Source organism: Halorarius halobius (genome assembly GCF_024298865.1).
Lineage (GTDB): Archaea > Halobacteriota > Halobacteria > Halobacteriales > Haloarculaceae > Halorarius > Halorarius halobius.
In genome coordinates this window covers 2,351,734-2,367,448 of sequence record NZ_CP101161.1, presented here as the reverse complement: position 1 = coordinate 2,367,448, position 15,715 = coordinate 2,351,734, and the positions used below count along the sequence as shown (strand labels likewise).

19 protein-coding genes are annotated in these 15,715 nt (G+C 69.8%); 17 read left to right on the top strand and 2 right to left on the bottom strand.

Annotated elements, in window-relative coordinates; genetic code table 11:
* The first annotated feature begins 138 nt into the window (after positions 1-138).
* The 12 genes from NL112_RS12575 to NL112_RS12520 all read left to right on the top strand — a co-directional run bounded on the left by NL112_RS12575 (position 139) and on the right by NL112_RS12520 (position 11,068).
* Positions 139-453: a DUF7116 family protein gene (locus NL112_RS12575; protein ID WP_255149186.1), complete on the top strand. Its 315-nt coding sequence runs from the start codon at positions 139-141 to the stop codon at positions 451-453.
* Positions 454-488: 35 nt separating this feature from the next.
* Positions 489-1,025 (top strand): mechanosensitive ion channel domain-containing protein, encoded by a 537-nt coding sequence (locus tag NL112_RS12570; RefSeq protein WP_255149185.1) that lies wholly within the window; start codon positions 489-491, stop codon positions 1,023-1,025.
* Between the two features lie 52 nt (positions 1,026-1,077).
* Positions 1,078-2,019, top strand: coding sequence for a metal-dependent hydrolase (locus NL112_RS12565; RefSeq protein WP_255149184.1), 942 nt, complete (start codon positions 1,078-1,080; stop codon positions 2,017-2,019).
* A gap of 24 nt (positions 2,020-2,043) precedes the next feature.
* Positions 2,044-2,691 (top strand): hypothetical protein, encoded by a 648-nt coding sequence (locus NL112_RS12560; protein WP_255149183.1) that lies wholly within the window; start codon positions 2,044-2,046, stop codon positions 2,689-2,691.
* Complete coding sequence (locus NL112_RS12555) at positions 2,688-3,347, top strand: DUF2238 domain-containing protein (protein ID WP_255149182.1); 660 nt, start codon at positions 2,688-2,690, stop codon at positions 3,345-3,347. The genes NL112_RS12560 and NL112_RS12555 overlap by 4 nt, the downstream gene beginning before the upstream one ends.
* Before the next feature lie 54 nt (positions 3,348-3,401).
* A complete protein-coding gene (locus NL112_RS12550; protein ID WP_255149181.1) occupies positions 3,402-4,109 on the top strand; it encodes an SDR family oxidoreductase in 708 nt (235 codons plus the stop codon).
* A 301-nt stretch (positions 4,110-4,410) separates the two neighbouring features.
* Positions 4,411-5,733 carry a sodium-dependent transporter gene (locus NL112_RS12545; protein ID WP_255149180.1) on the top strand — a complete coding sequence of 441 codons (1,323 nt, stop codon included), beginning with the start codon at positions 4,411-4,413 and terminating at the stop codon, positions 5,731-5,733.
* A 76-nt stretch (positions 5,734-5,809) separates the two neighbouring features.
* Complete coding sequence (locus tag NL112_RS12540; RefSeq protein ID WP_255149179.1) at positions 5,810-6,664, top strand: response regulator; 855 nt, start codon at positions 5,810-5,812, stop codon at positions 6,662-6,664.
* Between the two features lie 91 nt (positions 6,665-6,755).
* Entirely contained in the window at positions 6,756-8,297 is a 1,542-nt protein-coding gene (locus NL112_RS12535) for an acyl-CoA carboxylase subunit beta (protein ID WP_434084187.1), read from the top strand.
* On the top strand, positions 8,294-8,515 hold the full coding sequence (locus NL112_RS12530; RefSeq protein WP_255149177.1) for a DUF8022 family protein: 222 nt from the start codon (positions 8,294-8,296) through the stop codon (positions 8,513-8,515). Before NL112_RS12535 ends, NL112_RS12530 begins: the two co-directional genes overlap by 4 nt.
* A 129-nt stretch (positions 8,516-8,644) precedes the next feature.
* Positions 8,645-10,483: an acetyl-CoA carboxylase biotin carboxylase subunit gene (locus NL112_RS12525; protein WP_255149176.1), complete on the top strand. Its 1,839-nt coding sequence runs from the start codon at positions 8,645-8,647 to the stop codon at positions 10,481-10,483.
* A gap of 117 nt (positions 10,484-10,600) precedes the next feature.
* Positions 10,601-11,068, top strand: coding sequence for an NUDIX hydrolase (locus tag NL112_RS12520; protein WP_255149175.1), 468 nt, complete (start codon positions 10,601-10,603; stop codon positions 11,066-11,068).
* Between the two features lie 7 nt (positions 11,069-11,075).
* On the opposite strand, the gene NL112_RS12515 is transcribed toward NL112_RS12520, so the two are convergent.
* Positions 11,076-12,251, bottom strand: coding sequence for an acyl-CoA dehydrogenase family protein (locus NL112_RS12515; protein WP_255149174.1), 1,176 nt, complete (start codon positions 12,249-12,251; stop codon positions 11,076-11,078).
* A 107-nt stretch (positions 12,252-12,358) separates the two neighbouring features.
* Between NL112_RS12515 and NL112_RS12510 the strand changes: the two genes are divergently transcribed.
* Genes NL112_RS12510 through NL112_RS12490 form a run of 5 tightly spaced genes read left to right on the top strand, consistent with a single transcriptional unit; the run spans position 12,359 to position 15,556 of the window.
* Complete coding sequence (locus NL112_RS12510) at positions 12,359-12,547, top strand: hypothetical protein (RefSeq protein WP_255149173.1); 189 nt, start codon at positions 12,359-12,361, stop codon at positions 12,545-12,547.
* Positions 12,548-12,588: 41 nt separating this feature from the next.
* Positions 12,589-12,888, top strand: a complete 300-nt coding sequence (locus NL112_RS12505) for a NifU family protein (protein WP_255149172.1) — start codon at positions 12,589-12,591, stop codon at positions 12,886-12,888.
* A 7-nt stretch (positions 12,889-12,895) separates the two neighbouring features.
* Positions 12,896-13,792: a hypothetical protein gene (locus NL112_RS12500; protein ID WP_255149171.1), complete on the top strand. Its 897-nt coding sequence runs from the start codon at positions 12,896-12,898 to the stop codon at positions 13,790-13,792.
* Entirely contained in the window at positions 13,725-14,588 is an 864-nt protein-coding gene (locus tag NL112_RS12495; protein WP_255149170.1) for a hypothetical protein, read from the top strand. Before NL112_RS12500 ends, NL112_RS12495 begins: the two co-directional genes overlap by 68 nt.
* A gap of 35 nt (positions 14,589-14,623) precedes the next feature.
* Entirely contained in the window at positions 14,624-15,556 is a 933-nt protein-coding gene (locus NL112_RS12490; RefSeq protein ID WP_255149169.1) for a biotin--[acetyl-CoA-carboxylase] ligase, read from the top strand.
* On the opposite strand, the gene NL112_RS12485 is transcribed toward NL112_RS12490, so the two are convergent.
* The gene (locus tag NL112_RS12485) at positions 15,557-15,697 is read right to left on the bottom strand and encodes a hypothetical protein (protein WP_255149168.1); all 141 of its coding nucleotides are present in this window, start codon (positions 15,695-15,697) and stop codon (positions 15,557-15,559) included.
* Positions 15,698-15,715: the final 18 nt, after the last annotated feature.

Genomic DNA, 15,715 nt, shown 5'->3' with positions numbered 1-15,715 from the left:
CACGTGGATGCGAGCGACCCGAGAGTGAGCGCGCGGCGCGGACGTGACCGCGGCACTGCGCGGGGCTCTGCCGCCAAACGTCTAACACGAACGACAGGTGCAAACTGTTATTCCACCTCGGGTGGAACGTCACTCCGAATGGGAGCCGTTAGCACACCACTCATCGACAGGGCGGGAGACATCTTCCGCGACCTGGGATACGAGGTGGAGCCCGATGGGGACGAACTGCGTGCGACGCGGAAGTGGCGGGTCGTGCAGGTCACGACGGCCGAACCGGACGACGCCCGCGAGGACGGCCGTCTTCGGTGTTTCGTGGCACGCTCCGACCGTGCGAAGCGACTACAGGAAGAGCTCCGGTCGGCGACGCCGCCGTACGACTGGGCCGTCGTCTCCGTGGGAGACGAGGGGTACGAGGTGTTACATCCCGACGCCGACGTGTTGCCAGCACCCTGAGGAACTTTTGACCCGGGGGCGCGACAACCCCCCACATGATGCAAGACGTGGTCCTGACAGCGTTGCGTGCGTTCGTCGACGGGGTAGTGGCGGCGCTTCCGACGCTCGTCGCCGGGGTCGTGTTCCTCGTCGTCGCCACGGTCGGCGTCAAACTGGTGATGGTTGGCGTGCGGTTCGCGCTGGCCCGTGCGCTCCCCACCGAGTCGGCCGTCTACCGGCAGTTCGTCGCCACCATCGTCCTCGTGTTTCTCGGGTTCGGCGTCGTGCTCTCGTTTCTCGCCATCGTCGGCCTCGAGGGTATCGCCGCGTCGCTGGGGACCGCGACGGGGTTCGTCGCGCTGGGCGTCTCCTACGCGCTCTCGGGGATGATAGCCGACGCCGTCGCCGGCGTCTATCTCCTGCGCGACCCCGACTTCAACCCCGGCGACCGGGTCGACGCGGCCGGCACCGTCGGTACCGTCCGCGCCATCGAACTCCGGAAGACCCGCTTCGACGTCGACGGCGACACCGTCGTCCGTGCGAACGCCGAGATAGAGAAGAAGTGGACCAAACTCGACGGGGAGTCGGGCTGACACGCCACACGGCGGCCGCGCGACTTTTATTCGCGCGCCGGCTACGAACGGTATGTTCGTCGGCCACGGGCTTCTCGCGTTCGCGTTCGCGGCGGCGGCCGCCCACCTCGCCGGCTGGTCGCGCGAGCGGGCGCTGTTGGTGGGGGCGCTGGCGGGCGGGTTCGCGCTCGCGCCCGACGTTGACATGCTGTACGCGCCGGTGGGGCTGGTCGGTGCCCACGGGCCGCTCGACGCCGCGGCGGGGTTCTGGTCGGCCGGCAACCGCATCCACCGTGCGGTGACCCACTCGCTTCTCGTCGGGGGTGTGGTCGCCGTCGCCGCCGGCGCGTGGGCGACGGGGACCCGTTCGGGCAGGGGGGTCGCCGTAGCGGTGCTGGCGGCAGTCGTCGCCGTCGCCGCGGCCGCGTCGGGCGTGCTCGCGGCGGGGGTCCTGCTCGTGCTCGCGGCGGCGGCGCTGGGGCTCGCGACGGCCGGCACACGACGCGGACTCCGGGCGCGGACCGTCGCGGGGGCGGCGGCGCTCGGCCTGCTGTCCCACCCGTTCGGCGACCTGTTGACCGGGGAGCCGCCCGCGTTTCTCTACCCGCTGGACGCGGCACTCGTCGCCGCTCGCCCGGCGGCGTTCGCGGACCCGACGCTGAACCTGCTCGCGCCGCTGTACCTCGAGTTGGCGACGATGTGGCTGGCGCTCGGCGTCTATCTCTGGGTCGACGGCGCGCGACTCGCCGACTACCTCGCCGGCCGGGCGACGTTCGGCGTCGGGTTTGCGGCCGCGACCGTGCTGTTGCCCGCGCCGACGCTGGAGGTGTCGTACCACTTCGTGCTCCCGCTTCTGGCCACGGGCGCCGTGCTGTCGGCGCCCCTACCGGGGCTCGAAGCGCGGTCGCTGGCCGACCTGCGGGACCACCCCCTCCGGGCGGCGACGACGGGGCTGGCGGCGGTGTCGATTGCGGTCGTCGGCTACACCGTCGCGTACCTCGGCACGGCATTCTAAGGCAACGGGGGTGGAAGGGCCCGCATGAGCGCGTCAGGTATCGGTTCGGTGCTGGAGGACGCGGAACGGAACGCGGTGCTGTCGTGGCTCCTCGTGGGATTCGTCGTCGCCGTCGCCGGCGGGAGTTTGCTCGCCGGCGACCTGCTGTGGGCCGGCTTCGCGCTTTCGGTCGCCGCCATCGCCGTCGTCCCGGCGGTGACGTTCCGCGACCCGACGGCGATGCTCCCGTGGGAGGTGTTGCTTCTCGCCGTGTTACCGCTTCTGGGCAGAGTCGTAACGACCGAACTCACCGCGTTCCGGGGGAACGTCGCCTCGTACCTTTCGGTCGCGGCGCTGGCACTGGTCGTCGCCGTCGAACTCGACCTGCTGACGCCGGTGGAGATGAACCACCGGTTCGCCGTCGCGTTCGTGGTGGTGACGACGATGGCGACGGCCGGCGTGTGGGCCGTCGTCCGGTTCGCCTCCGACCTGCTTCTGGGGACGACGCTACTGCTCCCGGCTGGGGGGTTGGGCGCGCCGGAAGCGGCGCTGTCAGCCGCCGAGGAGGCACTGATGCTGGAGTTCGTCGCCTCCTTCCTCGCGGGCGTGGCCGCAGGCGCCGTGTTCCAGCTCTACTTCCGCCGACGCCGCCGGGGCGAGGAGACGCTCCCCGTCGAGGAGGTGATGCCGTGAGGCTCCGCGACCGACTCGGGCTGTCGGCCGAGCGCCAGCGACGGCTCGTCTGGCTGATGGAAGTGGGGCTGGTCGGTCTGCTGTTCGTCGGTATCGAGCGCGGCAACACCGGCATCATCGTCAACTGCGCCATCGCGCTCGGGGTGGCACAGCTCCCCCCCATTCTGGAGCGGGACTACGGCATCCCGCTCGACGCCGGGCTGACGCTGTGGATTACCACCGCCGTGTTCCTCCACGCACTCGGCACCGTCGGCGTCCCGGGCGGGGGCGGGTCGTTCTACGCGAACACGGGCTGGTGGGACCACATGACCCACGCGCTGTCGGCCAGCGTCGTCGCCGCCGCCGGCTACACCGTCGCGCGGGCCGTCGATGTCCACTCCGAGGAGGTGCGCCTGCCGCCGAAGTTCATGTTCGCGTTCATCCTCCTGTTGACGCTCGCGTTCGGCGTGTTCTGGGAGGTCATCGAGTTCGCCATCGGCGAGGCCGCCGCCCTGCTGGGAACCGGGTCGGTGCTCACACAGTACGGGCTCGAGGACACGCTACTGGACCTGGTGTTCGACACCGTCGGTGCGGTTATCGTCGCCGTCTGGGGGACGGCGTACCTCAGCGACGTGGTGGGGGCCGTCGCGGCCCGACTGGAGACGCGGACGGGGTAGCGTCCGGACCTGGGCGCCTCGGGGATTTATGCGGGCCGGAGCCCTCCAGCCGGTATGTCCGTCGAGTTCGACTTCAGCGAGGAGGTGGTGCTGGTGACCGGCGCGAGCGGAGCGCTCGGGAGCGCCGTCGCGGAGGCGTTCGCCGACGCGGGCGCGACGGTCTGTGCCGCGGACGTGCGGGCGCCGGACGACGAGGACGCACTGCTCGACCCCGAGACCGTCGAGTTTTACGAGGGCGACTTCACCGACGAGAGCGACGTGCGGGAGACGATAGACGCGGTAGTCGGCGCGCACGGCCGTCTCGACTACCTCTGTAACGTCGCGGGTACGTGGCGCGGCGGCGACCCCGTCGACGAGACGGACGCCGACCAGTTCGACATGCTGTTCGACGTGAACCTGAAGACGGCGTTCCTGGCGTCGAAACACGCCCTGCCGCATCTCCGGGAGACGGAGGGAGCCATCGTCTCGGTGTCCGCACGGTCGTCGCTGGAGGGCGGCGAGGGCGACGCGCTGTACCGCGCCTCCAAGGCCGGCGTCCGCCTGCTGACCGAGAGCATCGCCGAGGAGAACCGCGGGACAGTGCGGGCGAACGCGGTGATGCCGTCGGTCATCGACACCCCCGCGAACCGCGAGATGATGCCCGACTCGGACCACTCCAAGTGGGTCGACCCCGCCGACATCGCCGCGACGTTCATGGCGCTGTGTTCGGAGGCCACAAGCGTGACGAGCGGCGCCGCAGTGCCCGTGTACGGCGAGGCGTGAGCTACCCGGTGTGCCATTTCATCGGCCCGCCGTAGCGAACGCCGAGGGAGAGGCGTGAGCTACCCTGTGTGCCGTTTTATCGGCCCGCCGTAGCGAACGCCGAGGGAGAGGCGTGAGCTACCCGGTGTGCCGTTTCATCGGCCCGCCGTAGCGAACGCCGAGATAGCGGCGTGACGCACATACGGGCGACCGCCGTGTCGGGGTCGTGGCGGACAGCCGCCCAGTCCGTGGACGCCCTGCGTTAGCATTCCTACGGCAGTTCCGCGCCGTTTATCCGGTGCCCCCGGATACGCCTGACAGCATGGCAGACAGGGAGACGTGGGCGACGCGACTCGGGTTCATCCTCGCGTCGGTCGGGAGCGCAGTCGGTCTCGGGAACATCTGGCGGTTCCCGTTCCAGACCGCGACCAACGGCGGTGCGGCGTTCCTGCTGGTGTATCTGGTGGCGGTAGTCGTCATCGGCCTGCCGGCCATCCTCGCGGAGTTCGTGGTCGGCCGCCGGGCCGAGCGGAGTGCCATCGGCGCGTTCGACCGTCTCGGCCGTCCCGGCTGGCGGGCCGTCGGCGCGCTGGGGGTGTTCGCCGGCTTCTGGACGCTGTCGTACTACAGCGTCGTCGGCGGGTGGGTCATCCGGTACGTCGGCGCCAGTTTCACCGGCGCGTACTTCGGCGCCCCCAACGAGTACTTCGGCGCCATCTCCGTCGGCCCCGAGGCCGTCGCGTTCCACGCAGTGTTCATGGCGCTGGTCGTCGGCATCGTGGCGTTCGGTATCGAGGGCGGCATCGAGCGCGCGACGAAACTGATGGTGCCGAGCATCGTGCTCATCCTGCTGGGCCTGGCGGCGTACGGCGCGACGCTGTCGGGCGCCGCCGAAGCGTACGACTACTTCCTCAGCCCGGACGTGGGCGCCATCGTGGCGAACGCACCGAGCGTCGTCCCCGCGGCGGTCGGACAGGCGCTGTTCTCGCTGTCGCTCGGGTTCGCGGTGATGATAACGTACGCCTCCTACATCGGCGACGACGAGAGCCTGGGCGTCGACGGCGTGACCATCGCGGCGACGAACACGTTCATCGGCGTGCTCGCGGGCCTCGTCGTGTTCCCGCTACTCTTCACGCAGGGCGTCTCGCCGGAGACGTCCGGGCCGGGTGCGGTGTTCGTGGCTATGCCGACGGCGCTGTCGGCGCTGGGACTTCTCGGGCGCGTGCTCGGTCTGGCGTTCTTCCTGGTCGTCCTCACCGCGGCGCTGTCGTCGGCCATCTCGCTTCTCGAGGTGGTGGTGTCGTACCTCGTTGACAACCACGGCACCGAGCGCAAGCGGACCTCCGCGGTGCTCGGGAGCGTCGTGTTCCTCCTGGGTCTGCCGTCCGCGTGGGCTGAGGGCTGGCTCGGCTGGTTCGACAGCGTGGCGGTCGGGCTCCTGCTTCCGGTGGCGGTGCTTCTGGTCGTGTTCTTCGTCGGCTGGGTGATGGCCGAGGACGCCGTCGACGAACTCCGGACGGGGGCGGGCGACCGGATGGACGACCTGGCGCCCGCGTGGCTGTGGGCACTCAGGACGGTCGTCCTGCTGGCCGTCGTCGGGACGGTCGCGCTCAGCCTGTTCAACCTCACGGGTGCGCCGGTGTAGCCCGGAGCGTGCTATCGACTTTCGTGCGTGTCGTTTCCAACTGAACACTTATTGCTACGTAGCGCGTCTGGAACTCATGATTCCGGACAGCCCGATAACCACGGTCCACCTCGACGACGACGCCGACCTGCTGACCCTGTCTCGCGAGTTCGTCGAGCAGGCCCACGAGACCATCACGGTCGAGGGGTACACCGAGCCCGACGCCGCGCTGGCGCGCGTCGAGGAGGGCGGCGTGGACTGCGTCGTCACGGACTACAAGATGGCGACGATGGACGGGCTGACCGTACTCCGGCGGGTTCGCGAACTCGACGAGGACCTCCCAGTGGTGTTCTTCACGGGGAAGGGGAGCGAGGAGATAGCCAGCGAGGCCATCTCGGCGGGGGTCACCGACTACCTCCGGAAGACGACCGGAACGGAACAGTACCGGCTCCTGGGAACGCGCATCGCGACGCTCGTGGAGCGTCGCCGCGCACAGGAGCGGGCCGCCGAGGCGGACCGCCGCATCCGGGAGATATACGAGCGCATCACCGTCGCCTTCGTCGCGTTCGACGAGGCGTTCCGGTTCACGTACGTCAACGAGCACGCCGAGCGGCTCCTGGGGCGCCCGGCGATGGAACTGGAGGGGGCGGTGCTGTGGGAGAAGTTCCCGAGCGCCGAGGGGACGGCGGCGGCCGACGCGCTCCGGACCGCACTCTCCGACCAGCGGGAGACCCACGTCACCGACGAACTCGACATCGGCGACGAGCACGTCCACGTCGAACTACACGCCTATCCGAGCGAGGACGGCGTGAGCGTGTTCGTCGAGGACCGCACGGAGGCGGTCCACCGCGAGGCGGAACTGGAGTCGCTCCGGGCGGACCTGGAGATGACCGAACAGCAGTTCCGTACGCTCCACCAGAAGCTCTCGCGGCCCGCCAGCCCGTTCCGGTGACCGTATACCGGCAGACCCGGTGAATGCCGGAACGCCTTTTGGACACCGGGGCACACTCCAGCGTAATGAGCGTACGGTGGTCGCCGTGACGATGGACGAGAAGCGCGACGAACTGCGCGAGCGCAAGGCCGACGCCCGCAAGGGTGGCGGCGAGGAGCGGATCGAGAAACAGCACGAGAAGGGGAAGATGACCGCCCGCGAGCGGGTCGAGTACTTCCTCGACGACGGTACCTTCGAGGAGTTCGACATGCTCCGGAAGCACCGCTCGACGAACTTCGACATGGAGGAGAACCGGCCCGCGGGCGACGGCGTCGTCACCGGCTACGGCGACGTGAACGGCCGCAAGGTGTTCGTGTTCGCCCACGACTTCACCGTGTTCGGCGGGTCGCTCGGCGAGGTGTTCGCCGAGAAGGTCTGTAAGGTGATGGACCGCGCGCTCGAGACGGGCGCGCCCATCGTCGGCCTCAACGACTCCGCCGGCGCGCGCATCCAGGAAGGCATCGACTCGCTTGCGGGCTACGCGGACATCTTCCACCGCAACCAGAAGGCGTCGGGCGTCGTCCCCCAGATATCGGCCATCATGGGGCCGTGTGCCGGCGGCGCCGTCTACTCGCCCGCGATTACGGACTTCATCTTCATGGTCGAGGAGACGAGCCACATGATGATCACCGGCCCGGAGGTCATCAAGACGGTCACGGGCGAGGAGGTCACCTTCGAGGAGCTCGGCGGCACCAAGACCCACACCTCCAAGTCGGGCGTCGCCGACTTCGCCGAGCCGGCCGAGGAGGAGGCGCTCGACGACATCCAGCGGCTCCTCTCCTACTTGCCGCAGAACAACGTCGAGGACCCGCCGCGCGTCGAACCGTGGGACGACCCCGACCGCGACGCTGACGTGGCCGGCGTCGTCCCCGACGAGCCGCGGAAGCCGTACGACATCGTCGACGTGGTCGACGGCGTCGTCGACGAGGGCTCGTTCTTCGAGTGTGCGGAGAACTACGCCCGCAACCTCGTCACCGGGTTCGCGCGTCTGGACGGGCGCTCGGTGGGCATCGTCGGCAACCAGCCCCGCGTCAACGCCGGCACGCTCGACATCGACGCCTCGCTGAAGGGCGCGCGGTTCGTCCGCTTCTGCGACGCGTTCAACATCCCCATCCTGACGTTCGTCGACGTGCCCGGCTTCATGCCCGGCAAAGACCAGGAGCACGGCGGCATCATCAAACACGGCGCGAAACTGCTGTACGCCTACAGCGAGGCCACCGTCCCGCTGGCGACCGTCATCACGCGGAAGGCGTACGGCGGCGCGTACGACGTGATGGCCTCCAAACATCTGGAGGCGGACGTCAACTACGCGTGGCCGACCGCCGAAATCGCCGTGATGGGACCGAAAGGTGCGGTCAACATCCTCTACAGCGACGAACTCGAAGCCGCCGACGACGTGCAGGCGCGGCGCGAACAGCTCATCGAGGAGTACCGCGAAGCGTTCGCCAACCCGTACACGGCGGCCGAACGCGGCTTCGTCGACGACGTGCTCGAACCCGAAGACACCCGCCGGCGTCTCATCTCGGACCTCGAGATGCTGGAGACGAAACGCACCGACCAGCCCGACCGCAAACACGGCAACATCCCGCTGTGATTCCCGACGACGCCGACCCCGAGGAGGCCGCGGCCATCGTCGCGGCGCTGTCAGCGTACCTCGAGGAGGACGAGGCGGACGACGCGGCTCCGGACTGGGACGGCAAGCGGTGGGCCTTCGCCGGCCGGGTCGACGCCCTGCAGAACCGGACCGTCCGCGTCCCCCGCGAGGCGCCCACCGACGCCTGGGCCGCCAGCGGCCGCACCGACCGGTACTGAGCCAGCCGAGGCCCGCGTAAACTTCCCCGTCCGGCACGGTAAACGGCAAAAACGTCAAACTGGTTGTCTGTTGAAAATAGGCCGGTACCGACAGAATAAGGTGGACCGCGGGGCCAGTCGTCGGCAGGAATGTTCGACAAGGTACTCGTCGCCAACCGGGGCGAGATCGCGGTCCGCGTGATGCGGGCCTGTGAAGACCTCGGTGTCGACACCGTCGCCGTCTACAGCGAGGCGGACAAACACGCCGGGCACGTCCGGTACGCGGACGAGGCGTACAACATCGGCCCCGCGCGCGCCGCGGACTCGTATCTCGACCACGAGGCCGTCATCGAGGCCGCCCAGAAGGCCGGTGCCGACGCCATTCACCCGGGGTACGGCTTCCTCGCGGAGAACGCCGAGTTCGCCGAGAAGGTCGAAGACGCCGAGGGCGTGACGTGGGTCGGTCCGTCCAGCGAGTCGATGGAGCAGGCCGGCGAGAAGACCAAGGCGCGGACCATCATGAACGCCGCCGACGTCCCCATCGTCCCGGGGACGACGGACCCCGTCGACACCGCCGACGAGGTGAAGGAGTTCGGCGAGGAGCACGGCTATCCGGTCGCCATCAAGGCGGAGGGGGGCGGCGGCGGCCGCGGGATGAAGGTCGTCCGCGACCCAGAAGAGGCCGAAGACCAACTCGACGCCGCGAAACGCGAGGGGGAGGCGTACTTCGACAACGACTCCGTCTACCTCGAGCGCTATCTGGAGAACCCGCGCCACGTCGAGGTGCAGATACTCGCGGACGAGCACGGCAACGTCCGGCATCTCGGCGAGCGTGACTGCTCCCTGCAACGGCGGCACCAGAAGGTCATCGAGGAGGGGCCGTCGGCGGCACTCTCCGACGACCTGCGCGAGGAAATCGGCGAGGCCGCGCGCCGCGGCGCCGACGAGGCCGACTACTACAACGCCGGCACCTTCGAGTTCCTCGTCGAGGAGGACCCCGACCGCGAGCCGGGCGAACTGCTCGGTCCGGAGACGAACTTCTACTTCCTCGAAGTCAACACCCGCATCCAGGTCGAGCACACCGTCACGGAGGAACTGACGGGCATCGACATCGTGAAGTGGCAGATTCGGGTCGCCGCCGGCGAGGAACTCACCTTCTCGCAGGACGACGTGGACCTGGAGGGCCACGCGATGGAGTTCCGCATCAACGCGGAGGACGCCACCGACGAATTCGCCCCCGCGCAGGGGGGCTCGCTGGAGACGTACGACCCGCCGGGCGGCATCGGCGTCCGCATGGACGACGCGCTCCGGCAGGGCGACGACCTCGTCACGGACTACGACTCGATGATAGCGAAGCTCATCGTCCACGGCGAGGACCGCGAGGAGTGTATCGCCCGCTCGAAGCGCGCGCTCGAGGAGTACGACATCGACGGCATCGTCACGGTCATCCCGTTCCACCTGATGATGCTGGAGAACGACGCGTTCGTCGGGAGCACGCACACCACGAAGTACCTCGACGAGACGCTCGAGGAACTCCCCACGGAGGAGTACCAGCAGGAGTACGGCTCCGAGACCGCGGCCGGCGACGACGACGAGGAGACGGTCACCCGCGAGTTCACCATCGAGGTGAACGGCAAGCGGTTCGAGGTCGACTTAGAGGAGAGCGCGCTCCCCCAGCAGGCCCAGCGACCCGCCGGCGGCGGTGGCGGGGGCGGCGGAGGCGGCGGCTCATCCGGTGGCGGGGGCGGCGGTGCCAGCCCCTCCGTCTCCGCGGAGGGCGAGGTCGTCAACGCCGAGATGCAGGGGACCATCCTCGAACTCAACGTCGCCGAGGGCGACGAGGTCGGGTCGGGCGATGTCCTGCTCGTGCTGGAGGCGATGAAGATGGAGAACGACGTCGTCGCGGAGTTCGGCGGCACCGTCACCGAGGTGGCCGTCGAGGAAGGTCAGTCGGTCGACCAGGGCGACCCGCTGGTCGTGCTGGACTGACGCGGGACCTGCCCGGACGTAACCCACGTCGGTTTCTTCTCGCGGAGTTATTCACTTATTACTCCTTTAGGAGGATATTTGAACAGCGTTATACGCTACTGAGTGTCACGCGCTGTCATGGACGACACGGCGGTAACGCACGTCGAGAAAGCCTGCGCGTACGTCACCCGGAACGGCTCCGAGTTGCTCGTCTTCGAGGGGCCGGGTCACGAGGGGCTCCAGATACCGAAAGGCACCGTAGAGGGCGGCGAGTCGCCGCGGGAGGCACTGTACCGGGAGGTCATCGAGGAGAGCGGGCTGGCGACGCTGGGCCGGGTGCGGCATCTGGCGACCGACGTGTGGACGCGCAGGCGGTCGCCGCCAAAGCGGTACGTTCGGAGCTTCTATCACGCCCCGGTCCACGAGCCACGCGACGAGTGGACGCACGTCGTCACCGGGGAGGGCGACGAGCGGGGCGTGGAGTTCGCGTTCTCGTGGGTCGAACTCCCGGCCGACCGGCAGTTCGCGCTCGACCTGGACGACCACATCGGGTCGCTGACCGGGCGCCTCGATGGCACGCTCGCGGGCGCGGTCGTCGCCGACTGACGGCCGTTCAGTAGCCGGGGATGTCCGTCAGTTCGTAGCCGACGATGAGCTTCTGTATCTCGGTGGTGCCGTCCGGGATGGTCATCGTGCGGGCGTCGCGGTAGAACCGCTCGAGCGGGTAGTCGGTCGAGAGGCCGTTGGCGCCGAACACCTGCATCGCGTTCGAGGCGGCGTCGACCGAGCGTTCGCAGGCGTGGCCCTTCGCCAGCGACGACATCAGCCGCGCCTCCTCGTCGCCACGGTGGACGAGGTCCGCCGCGTGGTACGTCAGCAGTCGCGATGTCTCGAGGTCGCGTTTGATTTTGTACAGCAGGTCCTGAACCAGCTGTTTGCCGGCGATGGCCTCGCCGCTTATCTCCCGCCCCTTCGCGTACTCCAGGGCCTCGTCCATCGCGGCCTGCATGATGCCGACCGACATCGCGGCCATCCCGGTCCGCATGTACGAGAAGATGGCGTTGAGCGGCTTGGCGGTCTGGAACATCGGCGCGTCCGCGAGGTCCCCGTTCCCCTCCGCGACCATGTTGCCGACGGCGGTCATCAGTTTGTTCTCGGCGGGCACGCGCACGTCGTCGAAGAACATCTGGCCCGTCGGGGAGGCGTTCCAGCCGAGTTTGTCGAGCTTCCGGGTCTCGAACCCGCCAGTCTCCTTGTCGACGATGAAGAAGTCGCGGGCGTCCGCCTCGACGTCGTGGGCGACGACCAGCGCCATGTCCGCGATGGGCGCGTTCGACACCCACGTCTTCTCCCCGTTGATGACGTACTCGTCGCCGTCCTTCTCGGCCGTGGTGTTCGGGTTCGCCGTGTCGCTACCGCCCTCGGGCTCGGTGACGGCCATACAGCCGATACAGGAGCCCTCGTCTATCTTGTCGCCCAGCGCATCGCGAGTGCGCTCGCCGGCGTAGGCCGCGAACTGCACCGGGAACGACATCGAGAGCGTGACGTTCAGCGACGGCCACACCCTCGACAGCTCCTCGCTGGCGAGCGTGTACGTCATCGGGTCCGCGAACCCCTCGTCCGGGGAGCCGGGGCCGATGCCGAGTTCGCCGAGTTCCTGCTGGTAGGCGATGGCCTCCGCCTTGGTCAGCGGCTCCTCGTCGGCCTCGGGGAGGTCCGGCCGAATCTCGTCTTCGAGATACTCGCGCAACGACCGCTGTATCATCTGTTGCTCGTCGGTGAGCTGCATGTCCACTCCTGACGGTTCCGCCCCCATCTCGTGTTCGCCGCCGGTCTGCGGGCATTTATCAGCTTTCGGCGGACAACGGTTTTGGCATGCGAGCCGCTACGGCAACTGTGCGCGCGCTCCTCGACTCCGGACCGACCCGTGCCGGCGTGTTCTTCCTGGCGGCGCTCCTGACGGCGACGCTGTTCGGACTCGCGCTCGGCGACCCCCGCCAGGGCGTGACGACCGGCGTGACCGTCGGCCTCGTCATGGCGGCGTTCGGCTGGCTGTTCGTGCGACCGACCGACGACAAGGCGTGACCGACCGCGAACGCTATACCGACCCCGTGCCAACGAGGGGCATGACGACGCCGACCGAGAACGACCTCCGCGAGCGGGTGACGCGGTTCGTCCAGCGCGAGTTCCCACAGATAGCGGCCCACGGTGGGAGCCACGCCATCCAGCATCTCGACGCCGAGGCCGGCGAGGTGACCATCGCGCTCGGTGGCGCGTGTTCGGGCTGTGGCATCTCCCCGATGACGGTGCAGGCGCTGGAGACGCGGCTCACCCGCGAGATACCCGAAATACGGCGGGTCCGCGCCGAGGCCGGGCTGGGCGGGGACCCCGAACCGCGGCTCGACGGGGGCGACGCACCGTTCTGAGGACGGGATGGCCCGGCTCCCGGTCCCCGCCGTCGTCGCGGTACTCCTGCTTGCGGGCTGTAGCGGCGCGGTCACGGAGCCGTCGCCGGCGACGCCGTCGCTGACCCCGGTCGCGGTGCCCGCCGACCGGACGCCGTGGCCCATCTCGCATGCGGGCGTCCCGGACGCGGCCGCGCTGGTCGCGGCCCACGAGCGGACGCTACGGAACCGAACCGTCGCCGTCTCGGTGTACGAGCGAGCCTACGAGGACGGCGTGACCGACCACGACTACGACGCCGTCACCGACGGGAGGAACGTGTCCGCACGGCTGGTCGTCGAGCGGTTCGAGCGCCTCGACGGGGGCCGAGTCAACGAGTCGGTGACCGTCACCGAGCAGTACACCGCGTCCGGCCGCACGCTCAGTCGCGTCACGTGGCCCGACGGGAGCGTCTCGTACGACCAGCGGGTGGGCGAGGCGGCGCGGCCGGTCGACCCGACGCGGGCGGCACAGTTGCACGCGCTGTTTGCGGCCGGCGACGTGAACGTCGCCAACTCGCTGAGCTACGGCGGGAACTACCGAGTGTGGGCCGAGTCGTTCGGGGTCCGGCGGCTCCCGACGGTCGCGGGCCCGGTGACCGACGCCACAGTGACCGACCTCTACGCCACGGTGACGCCACGGGGGCGCGTCGTCGGCTACCGGTTCGACTACGCCGGCGTGCGGAACGGGAGCGACGCTCGCGGGTGGGTGACCGTCGCGTTCGAGTCGTCCGGGCCGGTCGCCCCGCCCGACTGGCACGACGAGGCGCTGGCCGCGACCGGTGGGAACGCTGAAGGAGTGACTGTTCGAACGCCCCGGCATGACCGGGTGGAGCCGTCTCGGGCGAGGGGTCGTTGTGGCGCTTCTGCTGTCGGTGGCTGGCTGTAGCACGGCCGCCCCGGTCGACGACGGCACGGCGACGCCGACGCTCACCCCCGCCGAGGTGCCCGAGGAGCCGCGAGGACCGGTCGTGGGGCCGTCGGGAGTCGGCGACGCGGCGGCGCTGGTTGCGGCTCACGAGCGGGCGCTCGCGGCCCGCGCGAACGCCACCCACTCCTACGAGGTGACGGTGCTGGGTGGCCGCTACCGGAACCCGCGGGTCGAGTATCTCCGGGCGGCGACGCGCAACGGGTCGGCCTACACCGCGCGGGTCGTCGACGCCTACTCGAACGCCACCGACGGGGGCGCGCCCCACTACGACCGATACGAGCGGCGGTTCCACACGGTGGCGGACCGCACCTACGTCCGGGTCGAACACGGCCCGAACGTCTCCTACCGGACGCGCTCCCGGGTCCCGCCTCCGTTCGAGACGACCCGCGGGTCGCAGTTGCGGGCGCTGTTCGGCGCGGCCAGCGTCACCGTCGCCGAGGGCTCCCCCGAGACGGGCGACTACCGCGTCGTCGACGAGTCGTTCGAGGCGCGACGGCTTCCCGTCCGCGGGCGCGCCGTCGCGGACGCCGAGGTGACGGAGTTCGTCGCCACGGTGACCGACGAGGGCGTCGTCCGCTCGTACAGGTTCAACTACGAGGGGTCGGTCGACGGCACGCCCGTCGCCGGGTGGGTCCGGGTGGAGTTCACGACGCGGGACGACCCCCCGAGGTCGCCCGACTGGCTCTCCGAGGCCCGGGCGGCGACGACGGCCGACGACCGGCCGGGGACGCCGACTACGACGGCCGGCGGGTGAGAACGCTCAAGGGTCGGCTCTCCCAACCGGGGGGCATGCAGGAGACCCGACGCCGCGTGCTCGCGGCGCTGTCCGACGGCCCCGTCACCGGGCCGTCGCTCGCCGACCGGCTGGACGTCTCACGGGCGGCGGTCTGGAAGCACGTCGAGGCGCTTCGCGAGGAGGGGTTCGAGGTGGAGGACGCCGGCGACGGCTACCGGCTCGTCTCGGTCCCCGAGTACGGCGAGGCGGCCGTCGCGTTCGGCCTCGACGCCGACGTTGACGTCGAGTTCCACGACGCGCTCGACTCGACGAACGCCCGGGCCCGGGACCTCGCCGCCGAGGGCCGCGAGGACGTGGTCGTCGTCGCCGCCGAGCAGACCGGGGGGCGCGGCCGCCTGGACCGCGACTGGAGTTCGCCGCCCGGGGGCGTGTACGCCTCCCTGCTCGTGCGCCCGGAGGTGCCGCCCACCAGCGCCCCCGCGTTCACGCTTGCGGCGGCCGTCGCCGTCGCCGAGACGGCCCGCGAGGTCGGCGTCGACGCACACATCAAGTGGCCCAACGACGTGCTCGTCGACACCGGCGAGGGGGAGAAGAAACTGTGTGGCATCCTTACCGAGATGGAGGGGGAGGCCGACCGGGTCTCGTGGGTCGTCGTCGGCCCGGGGGTCAACGTGAACGTCCCGGCCGAGGACCTACCCGAGACGGGCACGAGCGTCCAACAGCTGGTCGGTGCGGTGTCGCGCCGCGCGTTCCTGCAGGGGGTCGTCGAGCGGTTCGACGACCTGCGCGGCGACCTCGATGCGGTGTTGCCCCGCTGGCGCGAGCTATCGGGGACGCTCGGGCGCGAGGTCAGGGTGGAGACGCCCGGCGGCACGGTCGAGGGCGAGGCCGTCGACGTCGAGTTCCCCGGGACGCTGGTGGTCGAGACCGACGACGGCACCGAACGCGTGACCGCGGGCGACTGCGAGCATCTGCGGCCGCAGTAGTCACGCGGCGACGACCCTGTAGGCGAACGGGACGGCGGCGAACAGCGCGAGGACGCCCAGCCAGATGTTGAACAGGAGGACGGCCCCGACGAGCGCGCCGAGGGTGGCGAGCGCGACGGCCTTTCCTGTCAGCGTGAACATACGTGTGCGTCGGTACGG

Coding starts and splice junctions, on each gene's coding strand:
- NL112_RS12515 (WP_255149174.1), bottom strand. CDS start 12,251: ATGCAGCTCACCGACGAGCAACAGATGATACAGCGGTCGTTGCGCGAG.
- NL112_RS12520 (WP_255149175.1), top strand. CDS start 10,601: ATGGACGACACGGCGGTAACGCACGTCGAGAAAGCCTGCGCGTACGTC.
- NL112_RS12565 (WP_255149184.1), top strand. CDS start 1,078: ATGTTCGTCGGCCACGGGCTTCTCGCGTTCGCGTTCGCGGCGGCGGCC.
- NL112_RS12500 (WP_255149171.1), top strand. CDS start 12,896: ATGGCCCGGCTCCCGGTCCCCGCCGTCGTCGCGGTACTCCTGCTTGCG.
- NL112_RS12495 (WP_255149170.1), top strand. CDS start 13,725: ATGACCGGGTGGAGCCGTCTCGGGCGAGGGGTCGTTGTGGCGCTTCTG.
- NL112_RS12550 (WP_255149181.1), top strand. CDS start 3,402: ATGTCCGTCGAGTTCGACTTCAGCGAGGAGGTGGTGCTGGTGACCGGC.
- NL112_RS12505 (WP_255149172.1), top strand. CDS start 12,589: ATGACGACGCCGACCGAGAACGACCTCCGCGAGCGGGTGACGCGGTTC.
- NL112_RS12490 (WP_255149169.1), top strand. CDS start 14,624: ATGCAGGAGACCCGACGCCGCGTGCTCGCGGCGCTGTCCGACGGCCCC.
- NL112_RS12570 (WP_255149185.1), top strand. CDS start 489: ATGATGCAAGACGTGGTCCTGACAGCGTTGCGTGCGTTCGTCGACGGG.
- NL112_RS12545 (WP_255149180.1), top strand. CDS start 4,411: ATGGCAGACAGGGAGACGTGGGCGACGCGACTCGGGTTCATCCTCGCG.
- NL112_RS12485 (WP_255149168.1), bottom strand. CDS start 15,697: ATGTTCACGCTGACAGGAAAGGCCGTCGCGCTCGCCACCCTCGGCGCG.
- NL112_RS12540 (WP_255149179.1), top strand. CDS start 5,810: ATGATTCCGGACAGCCCGATAACCACGGTCCACCTCGACGACGACGCC.
- NL112_RS12575 (WP_255149186.1), top strand. CDS start 139: ATGGGAGCCGTTAGCACACCACTCATCGACAGGGCGGGAGACATCTTC.
- NL112_RS12560 (WP_255149183.1), top strand. CDS start 2,044: ATGAGCGCGTCAGGTATCGGTTCGGTGCTGGAGGACGCGGAACGGAAC.
- NL112_RS12535 (WP_434084187.1), top strand. CDS start 6,756: ATGGACGAGAAGCGCGACGAACTGCGCGAGCGCAAGGCCGACGCCCGC.
- NL112_RS12525 (WP_255149176.1), top strand. CDS start 8,645: ATGTTCGACAAGGTACTCGTCGCCAACCGGGGCGAGATCGCGGTCCGC.